This is a genomic window from Fusobacterium sp. IOR10 (assembly GCF_010367435.1).
GTDB lineage: Bacteria > Fusobacteriota > Fusobacteriia > Fusobacteriales > Fusobacteriaceae > Fusobacterium_B.
The window spans coordinates 19,227-28,658 of the sequence record NZ_WJWY01000027.1 but is presented as its reverse complement, the minus strand read 5'-3'; the positions used below and the strand labels follow the sequence as shown (position 1 = coordinate 28,658).

7 protein-coding genes are annotated in these 9,432 nt (G+C 25.7%); 3 read left to right on the top strand and 4 right to left on the bottom strand.

Going from position 1 to position 9,432, the window contains the following annotated elements; all coding sequences use genetic code 11:
- Positions 1 to 224: 224 nt before the first annotated feature.
- The 4 genes from GIL12_RS08060 to GIL12_RS08045 all read right to left on the bottom strand — a co-directional run bounded on the left by GIL12_RS08060 (position 225) and on the right by GIL12_RS08045 (position 5,278).
- Positions 225 to 1,352: a hypothetical protein gene (locus GIL12_RS08060; protein ID WP_163469974.1), complete on the bottom strand. Its 1,128-nt coding sequence runs from the start codon at positions 1,350 to 1,352 to the stop codon at positions 225 to 227.
- Positions 1,322 to 2,962: an ATP-dependent helicase gene (locus GIL12_RS08055; RefSeq protein WP_163469973.1), complete on the bottom strand. Its 1,641-nt coding sequence runs from the start codon at positions 2,960 to 2,962 to the stop codon at positions 1,322 to 1,324. The genes GIL12_RS08060 and GIL12_RS08055 overlap by 31 nt, the downstream gene beginning before the upstream one ends.
- A 152-nt stretch (positions 2,963 to 3,114) precedes the next feature.
- A complete protein-coding gene (locus tag GIL12_RS08050) occupies positions 3,115 to 4,491 on the bottom strand; it encodes a sodium:alanine symporter family protein (protein WP_163469972.1) in 1,377 nt (458 codons plus the stop codon).
- Positions 4,492 to 4,591: 100 nt separating this feature from the next.
- Positions 4,592 to 5,278, bottom strand: a complete 687-nt coding sequence (locus GIL12_RS08045; RefSeq protein ID WP_163469971.1) for a DUF554 domain-containing protein — start codon at positions 5,276 to 5,278, stop codon at positions 4,592 to 4,594.
- A gap of 181 nt (positions 5,279 to 5,459) precedes the next feature.
- Between GIL12_RS08045 and GIL12_RS08040 the strand changes: the two genes are divergently transcribed.
- The 3 genes from GIL12_RS08040 to GIL12_RS08030 all read left to right on the top strand — a co-directional run bounded on the left by GIL12_RS08040 (position 5,460) and on the right by GIL12_RS08030 (position 9,432).
- Positions 5,460 to 6,761 (top strand): NCS2 family permease, encoded by a 1,302-nt coding sequence (locus GIL12_RS08040; protein ID WP_370456707.1) that lies wholly within the window; start codon positions 5,460 to 5,462, stop codon positions 6,759 to 6,761.
- A 265-nt stretch (positions 6,762 to 7,026) separates the two neighbouring features.
- Positions 7,027 to 8,523, top strand: coding sequence for an ABC transporter substrate-binding protein (locus GIL12_RS08035; protein ID WP_163469969.1), 1,497 nt, complete (start codon positions 7,027 to 7,029; stop codon positions 8,521 to 8,523).
- Between the two features lie 9 nt (positions 8,524 to 8,532).
- Positions 8,533 to 9,432: an ABC transporter permease gene (locus GIL12_RS08030; RefSeq protein ID WP_163469968.1), complete on the top strand. Its 900-nt coding sequence runs from the start codon at positions 8,533 to 8,535 to the stop codon at positions 9,430 to 9,432.

The following is a 9,432-nucleotide window of genomic DNA, read 5'->3' as shown; positions in this document are numbered from 1 at the left end:
TATAAGTCCAATAACCCTTGTTCCTGCTGTTAAACCAATGATAATACCTAGCGTAACCCCTATAACTAATTTGAGTATTAATGAATCTTTAATTTTTCCCATGATATCCTCCCTAAATGTATAATAAATTTCTAAACGATCACAAAATAATAATACTACTTTTTATTTGAAAAATCAACTTTTTTAAATAAAAATGTTTTATTATAGTTTGTTATATTCGCTTTTTATGCTTTTTCTTTAGAAGCCTCATTGGAATTCAATATAAATCTATCTAAAATCTTTTTAATTAATCTTATTGTCCTATTTTCTATATCATTCATTGTAGAGTTACATGTTAAACAATCTTTAATTTCCAAGTCTAAACAATTTTTTTCAAGATAATTTAGTCCTAAATTTAAAAAAAGTTTGAAATTTTTAGCATCGAAACCTAAAAGACATTGAAATAGGAGGTTTTCATTTCTTATATTTTTAATATTTATGTCTATTTGCTTTTCCAATAGAAAGGCAGTTAATTTTTTATTTCTATTTCTAATAGAATGAAATAACATATTTTCTAAATTACTGTCTCTTTCATTAATATTTAATCCTTTATTTAAGAAATAATTAATTAATTCAATTGAATTATCAAAATTTTTATAGGCGATATAATTTAAAATAGGGTATTTTGTTTCTCCTTTTTTTTTGGTACTTCCTCCTAGGAAAATTATCATATCAAGAATGTCAGTATCTTTGTATTTTAACGCTTTAAAAAGAGGAGTTAATTTATTTCTATCAAAATAATTAATATCTTTTTTAGGGATGATACTTTTAATTTTTGAAATTTTTTCCTCTATTCCTTTGAGATTTCCAAACTTAATATTTAAAACTTTGAGCCTCATATTTAGAATTTTATTCTTATTATCTGATTTTTCATAGAATTTTAAAGCCATTTGGTAATCTTTTTTATAAAAATATATATCTCCTAATAATATATATTCATTTTTTTTCATCAAGTATGGGATCATTTTGTTTAGTTCTTTAGTTTGATATTCATTATTAACTAATTTTTTTAATATGATTTTTTTTAGTTCCTCATATCGATAGCCTATATTAAAAATATCAATAATATATTTTAAACATTTAATATCCTTTTTATTTGAAATAATATTATCAATTATCATCTTTTCATATTTTATTTTTTTTGAGGTTAAATTATTATCTTCAATTTTTTTCAAAGCAATTTTATAATCTTCATTTAGGATGTCTTCTTCTATTTCTTTTCTTAATATCCATGTGGAATCTCCTGCATTAATAAAAGCTTCTTGAGCTTCTTCAATTTTGTCTAATATAGTTTTTTCCCCTCTATATACCATTCTTCCTTTGTAGATTCCAATTTGTCACCTATTATTTTATTTACTGTATTGTCATTTTTATTATTTAAATTAAAAATTTTATCAATTTTTTCAAGTAACATTTTTTTATCCTGAGAATCAGAAACTAATATAGCTGCATTTGACCGGTTCATTTTTTTAAGTATTTCAAAATTTATATTTGAAATGTTTAAAGTACCCTCTTCAATAACAAAGTTTTCTTTATAATCTTCAATTCCTTTGTTTCCTATATATTCTTTTCTCATATCTGCTAGACTATTTGCTAAATCAACTATTAATTTGGAATTTCTATAATTTTTAGATAGCATACTTTCAAAAAAATCTATATTTTCCCCATAATATAAATTTCGAATTCTCTCAAAACTAAAAGAATTAAATGCAATCATTTGATGTATATCCCCTGCAATTAACATATTATTTTTATTTTTAAGCAATGAAAATAATAAAAATATTTCAACCTCTGTAAAATCTTGAATTTCATCAATAACTATAAAGTCAAAATGTTCAATTTTATTTAAACAAATTAAAGCCAAATCATTGGAATCATAGTATGAATTTTCGTTTTTCCAAATATTATATTTTTTACAAATTTTATAAACTTCTATTTTTTGTTTATCATCTAAAACACTATAATTTTTACTTAAATTCAAGTAATTTTCTAGGGGTAAAAATTTTTGTGAAAAATCTCTATTCCAATTATCAACATATCCAGCACTCATAAGTCCTTCCAGTATGGCAATGATTTCAAAATATATGTTTAATAGTTCTAGTTTTAATTTTTTAATATTTGGAAATGAAAATTTAATAAATGTTTTAAACAGTTCAAAATTAACAATTTTTCTTTTATCCACTCCTAATTTTTTTCTATAATAATCATTTAAAGAATAAAATTCAGCAATGGACTCATTTTTAGTATCTCTAAATATGTCATATTTTGATTTAATATCTTCTTTTAAAAATAAATTTCTAGTAAAATATCCAACTCTATTTATACGATATTCTTTTTGATAATTTTCTAAATTCAATATTTTTCTAAGTGTTATTGTACTTTTACCACTCCCTGCACTTCCTGCAACAAACAAAGGAGTTTTCTTTTTTAAAGTTTCATATTGTTGATCATTTAGATAATAATATCTTTTATTTTCTGTTTTTTTGAAAAAATCATCATTTTTAAATTCATAAGAAATTATATCGTTATAATTTTTAATTAATTCTTTTTTTTCTTCTCTAGATATATTTTCTTCTTTAGTGTCTTGTTTTAATATATTAAAATCACCTTTTGTTTTTAATTCTAATCTTTTGTTTTTAAGTATTCCCTTATCATGTGTAGAGTATAAAATGAAGGTAATTCTTTCATCTTCTAAGCCTCTTCGCTCTAAAGAAAAAAATATTCGATCCCCATTATTTACTCTAAACTCAAATCTATTTGGAAATCCTTTAATTTTTTTTATCCAAAATCCCTTTGGAATTTCTCTAATATTATTTTTATTATTTTCAATTTCAGAATAGAAATAGTATAACTTATTTTCTATTAATTTTTTTTTTTCCTTTGTAACATTTTTTAAAAAATTCTCTCTAACAAAAAATTTCATTTTAAACCTCTCAATAGTATCTTTTTATGTATAGTATAATACAATTGTTGTTTTTTATCAATAATTTGAATTTGTTAAGATTAAATTAATTTAAAAATTTAAATAAAAAAATAGAGAAGAATTAAATATTCTTCTCTATTAGAAATTAAAAATTATAAATGCATATTTTTTTCTTTTTTCAAAACTATTTCATATTTTTTCAGTTCATCTAAAGCTTCTCCAATTAAGGGACTTAAAAAAGTTATATTAATGACAGTCATTATACCTAAGCCAAAATCAGCCAATGACCAAACAAAGAAATTTTGTTGAATCCCACCTGTATAAACCATTAAAATTATTGATATTTGATATAATATATTGATAATAGTTTTATCACTTATAAAAGTTAGAGCATTTTTTCCATAATAAGCAACAGCTAATATTGTACTTAATGAAAAGAAGGAAATAACAACTACAGTGAATGGTATACCTATCCATCCTATGTGAACTTTTAAAGATTCTTGGAATAAAGCCATTCCACTAAGTTCTCGTCCCTTTAACATCATTCCATTTACTCCAGATATTTTTTCAGCCCCTGCTAGTAATATAACGAAAGCTGTTGCAGAACAAACTACTAAAGTATCAACAAATACTCCTAAGCATTGTACCATACCCTGTTTTGCTGGTTCATCTATATCAACCACTGCTGCTGCATAATTTGAATTTCCACTTCCTGCTTCATTTGAGAATAGTCCTCTTCTAACCCCTTGCATTACAACAATTCCAATTCCACCACCAAAAATTTCTTTTACTCCAAAAGCCATTTGAAATATGTTCATAAGCATAGATGGAATCTTTGAAAAATTAGTTACTAAAACAAATATAACAACTCCTAAATACAAAATTGCCATAATTGGCACTATTTTATTAAGAGTATTTATAATGGTATCTTTTTTACCTCTTCCAAAGATTATACCTGCCACAATTAATGTTAATATTGCTGCAACAATTTTTTGATTAATAGAATAAGCACTTGCAATTGATTCTGTTATGGAATTTGCCATAACTTGAGTTACTCCAACATAACATAAAATTGAAGCTACTGCATAGGCTATTCCAACCTTACCTAATTTTAATCTATTTTTTAATATCCAAGGTGTCCCACCAATATAGTTATTTTCTCCTATTTTATCTCTATATAATACAGCTAGAGTTGCTTCTATAAAAGATGTAGCTGCTCCAAACAATGCAACTATCCACATCCAAAATAAAGCACCTGGACCACCAACAGTAATTGCAGCAACAACTCCTGCTATATTACCAGCTCCAACTCTACAAGCTGTACCTAAAAAGAATGTTTCTAAAGAACTGATTCCATTTTTCTTTTTTTCTTTTTTAGTTAAAATTGATACAATTGTTCCAAATAATCTAAATTGCATAAATTTACTTGCTACAGTTGAGATTAAAGCCGCTCCTATTAACATTACAACTAGAATGTTATTTCCCCATAAAAAATTATTAACCCAGTTAATCAGTGATTTTACTACCATATTTAAAAATTCCTCCGTTTTTTCTGTTTAGAATAAGTATAGCATTATTATTATATAAATAAAAGGAAACAAGAATTTTTCTTTTAATTTAGTATATATTTTAAATTAATCTTAAAATTAATGAATATATTATAGGAAGAAAAATAGCAGGAAGCATATTGCTCACTTTAATATATCTTTCTCCAAAGATTACTGTTATTCCTAAAGCTAAAAGGACAACTCCTCCAACTGAAGAAATATCTTGGATTATATCTGGAGTTACCAGGGCAGCAATTCCAGAACCTAGAAAATAAATAATTCCTTCATATAAAATAACTACTATTCCTGAAAAAACAACTCCAATTCCATAAGTAGCAGCAAAAATTATAGCACTAATTCCGTCCATTATAGATTTTATGCTCAAAATTTCACAACTATTTTTTAATGCAATTTCCAAGGGTCCTAATATAGCCATGGATCCAACACAAAACATTATTGTAGAAACTACAAAACCCTTAGCAATTCCAGATTCCCCATTTGTTAATTTCTTTTGAATATAATTTCCAGTTCTTTTTAGTTTGTTATCTAAATCAATCCCTTCTCCTATAATAACTCCAATTACTAAATAAGCTAAATTTAGCATTCCATTTCTATAATTTAAAGCTTCCTTTAAAGCTATAACAACTATACTTAATGCTACTACTTTTATGATACTATTTGACATATTTTTAGAAACATATTTTTTGAATTTACATCCAAGAATTCCGCCTAAAAATATTGCTATTCCATTTAAAAAAATTATCCACATACTTTCCCTCCAATTAAATTATTAACATAAAAATAATTATACCAAACTTATTTCTTAAAAGTAATTTTTATTTTTATTTTACATATATAATTGACATTTTTTCACTATTCTGATATTATTTTTAATCGAAGCCATTTTTATGACTTTACAAAAATTAAAAACGAGGAAAGGGGAATTAGTTTTGCAGAATAAAAATTTAATTGAAAGAATATTTAAAGTTAAAGAAAGAAATTCAACGGTACATACTGAAATTATGGGGGGAATTACTACATTTTTTACCATTGCATACATTATTTTTGTTCATCCTTCTATTTTATCTTTAACTGGAATGGATAAAGGGGCATTAATTAGTGTTACATGTTTAGCAGGTGCAATAGGGACTCTTCTTACTGCTTTTATTGGAAATGTACCAATTACAATGGCACCTGGAATGGGACTTAATGCATTCTTCACTTTTACATTAGTTATGGGGAAAGGAGTGCCTTGGGAAGATGCTTTGGGAATAGTTTTTCTTTCAGGAGTTTTCTTTTTGATTTTAGCTCTATCTGGTCTTAGAGAAAAGTTAGCTCAAGCTATACCAGAACCACTAACTGCTGCAGCAACTGCAGGAATTGGATTATTTATAGCTTTTATTGGTTTAAAAAATATGGGGATTATAGTTGCTCATCCAGCAACTCTTGTTACTCTTGGGAAATTTACCCTTCCTGTTGTTTTGTCTATGCTAGGATTGGCCCTTATGGCTATTTTTGAATTGAAAAGAGTTAAAGGTGGAATTTTATTAAGTATTATAATTATAACAATTATTGGTGCTTTTTTTGGACTTGTTGAGGTTCCTAAAACTTTAATATCTACTCCTCCATCAATAGCTCCAATTGCTTTTAAACTTAATATAATGGGAGCTATGAAATTATCATTACTTGGAGCTATTTTTTCTTTTATGTTTATTGATTTATTTGATTCTTTAGGGCTTTTAATAGCTTGTTACAAAGAAATGGGAATGCAAGATAAAGATGGAAATTATATAGGTCTTGGAAGAATGATGTTTGTTGATGTTACTTCAACAATTTTAGGATCTTTTCTAGGTACTAGTACAGTTACAGCTGTAAGTGAGTCTGCAGCAGGTATAGCTTTAGGAGCTAGAACAGGTTTAGCCTCTTTAGTTACTGGTCTTTTATTTCTATTATCTCTTTTAATAACTCCTGTTGTAGGAATGGTTCCAATGTTTGCTGCTGCTCCTTCTCTAGTTTTAGTTGGAGTTTTTATGTTTAAATCAGTTAAATTTCTAGACTGGACAGATATAAAAGTTTCTGTACCTGGATTTATAACAGTTATTTTTATGCCTCTTACATATAGTATTAGTATTGGACTTAGTTTTGGATTTATCAGTTATATTTTAATGCATTTAGTTGCAGGGGAATATAAGAAAATAAATTTAGTTTTATGGGGAATTGGAGCTTTATCAGTTATAAATTTGGTAGTTTAAATATATTAAAGTTAAGAATTCTATATCTTAACTTTTTTTTTGATCTTTTTGTTTAATTATATGTCTATTTGTGCGTACAACCAATTATTTTTAAATAAATACTTGTAAAAACCTTGAATTCATAATATAATCTTGTAAAATACTGTTTTTAACTATATTTTAAAAGAATAGGTTTTAAAATATATTAATTTATAAATATTACATTTAAATAAGGGGGGTTTATTTTTTATTTTTCAAAGAAGGAAAGATAAAAAATAACAAAAAAATGAAAAAAAAAATAGTAACATTATTTATAAGTTTGTTTTTATTAGGAGCTTGCGGATCAGAAAAAGTTAGTAAAGAAAATATGGTTCCTTCTAATAAAATTGTTGTTAGAATAACTCAAGATCCTGATTTTTTAGATCCACATAAGGCAGTTGCAGCTGCTACTGGAGAGATTTTATTTAATGTTTTTGAAGGACTTATAAAAATAGATTCAAATGGAGATCTTTATCCAGCACTTGCTGAATCTTATAAAGTTTCAGAGGACCATCTCACTTACACTTTTAAAATTAGAAAGGGAATTAAATTTAAAAATGGCGTTGAGCTAACCCCTGCTCTAGTGAAAAAATCTTATGAGAGATTTTTAGATGATGCTTTTCCAGCAAATAGAATTGCAAATGAATTTAAGAAAATTTCAAAATCTATTGAAGTTAATGGAGACGAAGTAATATTTAAATTAAAAAATGCAAATGGAACTGGAATAGCCGCTTTTATGGTTGGAATTGTTTATGAAGAAAATAATAAAATTTATGGAACTGGTCCTTACTATATTGATAGTTATCTTCCAGGAGAAAAAGTTATTGTTAAAAAATTTAATGATTATTGGAATATTTCAGAAGTTGGAAATATAGATGCTGTTGAGTTTAAAATAATTAAAGATGATCAAAGTGCTATTATGGCTTTTCAAATGGGAGAAGTTAATATAATTCATAGACTTTTTGCAGGATATGAAGATATGATTGGGAAGAATAGCAAATTAATAAAAGGAGAACAAAATCTTGTTCAACTTTTAGCTATTAATAACAATGCTGAACCTTTAAATAATTTAAAAGTTAGACAGGCAATTCAATATGCTATAGATAAAAAAGAAATTATTGAAGGTGCTTCTCTTGGTGAGGCTAGTATTGTTGGAAGTGCTTCTAGTCCAATAGTGAAATCTATTTATAATAAAGATACTGAAAATCTTTATTTGTATAATATTGAAAAAGCTAAAGAACTTTTAAAAGAAGCAGGTTATCCAAATGGATTTGAATTAACATTAAAAGCACCATCTAATTATCAAGTTCATGTTGATAGTTCTCAGATTATAAAGGAACAATTAGCAAAAATTGGAATAACTGTGAATATTCAAGAAATAGAATGGGGAACTTGGCTTTCAGAAGTTTATAAAAATAGAAATTATGAATTAACTGTTATTGGTTTTGAAGGGAAACCTTCTCCTTATACTACTTTTAGTAGATATATGTCAAAGGATAAAAGAAATATGATTAATTTTTCAAATAATAGTTATGATCAAATTTTAAGAAAAATTTCAACAGAGAATAGTGATGATAAAAGAATAGAGTTATTTAAGGAAGCTCAAGAAATTTTGACTAAAAATGTTGCCTCTGTATTTTTACAAGCTCCTAATTATATAGTTGCTATTAATAAAAATATTGACGGTTTTAAAATATATCCTTGTTATGTCCTAGACTTATCACTACTTAATTTAAAAAAATAGGAGAAAATTATGTTTTTAATAAAAAAAATTATTTCTTCATTTTTAACTTTATTTTTAGTGTCTCTAATTAGTTTTACTGTGCTTAAAGTAATTCCAGGAGATCCTTTGCTTTCTAAGTTAGGAACAGAGGCAACTGAACAGCAAATAGAAACCTTGAATAAAGAACTAGGTTTAGATAAGCCTAAATATTTAGCCTATGTTGATTGGATAAGTGATGTTAGTAAAGGAGATATGGGAGAGTCAATTCGTTTTTCCGTACCTGTTAACAATCTTATAAAGAAAAGAATGGGAGTAACTATGAATTTAGCCCTTCTATCAATGGGAATAACTATTTTAATTGGATTTCCCTTGGGATTATTTTCAGCTATGATCAATAAAAAAAGAGGATCAGATATTATTTCAACTATAAATATGATAGGAGTTTCAATTCCTTCTTTTTGGAGTGGATTAATATTAATGATGATATTTGGAGTTTATTTTAAAGTCTCCTTTAAAGGGGTGTCTCTTTTTTTACCTGCTTTAACTTTAGCACTATCTAGAATATCAATAACTTCTATATATTTAAAAAATATAATATTAGAAGAGCTTAATAAAGATTATGTTAAGGCAGCAGTAGCAAAGGGAAGAAATAAAAATAATGTAATTGTTACAGATGTTTTAAAAAATATTATGCTACCAATGATAACAATTATTTCAGGACTTTTTGTAAAAATATTAGCAGGAAGTGTTATTATTGAAAGTTTGTTTAACTTGCCTGGATTAGGAAATTTAATGGTTTTAGCTGTTGAAAACAGAGATTTCCCTGTAGTTCAAGCTTTAGTTTTGTATAGTTCTATTATTGTAATATCTGTAAATTTATTTACAGATTTACTATATTGTTATGTGGATCCTAGAATAAAAATATCTTAA

Coding starts and splice junctions, on each gene's coding strand:
- GIL12_RS08045 (WP_163469971.1), bottom strand. CDS start 5,278: ATGTGGATAATTTTTTTAAATGGAATAGCAATATTTTTAGGCGGAATT.
- GIL12_RS08055 (WP_163469973.1), bottom strand. CDS start 2,962: ATGAAATTTTTTGTTAGAGAGAATTTTTTAAAAAATGTTACAAAGGAA.
- GIL12_RS08035 (WP_163469969.1), top strand. CDS start 7,027: ATGAAAAAAAAAATAGTAACATTATTTATAAGTTTGTTTTTATTAGGA.
- GIL12_RS08030 (WP_163469968.1), top strand. CDS start 8,533: ATGTTTTTAATAAAAAAAATTATTTCTTCATTTTTAACTTTATTTTTA.
- GIL12_RS08050 (WP_163469972.1), bottom strand. CDS start 4,491: ATGGTAGTAAAATCACTGATTAACTGGGTTAATAATTTTTTATGGGGA.
- GIL12_RS08060 (WP_163469974.1), bottom strand. CDS start 1,352: ATGGTATATAGAGGGGAAAAAACTATATTAGACAAAATTGAAGAAGCT.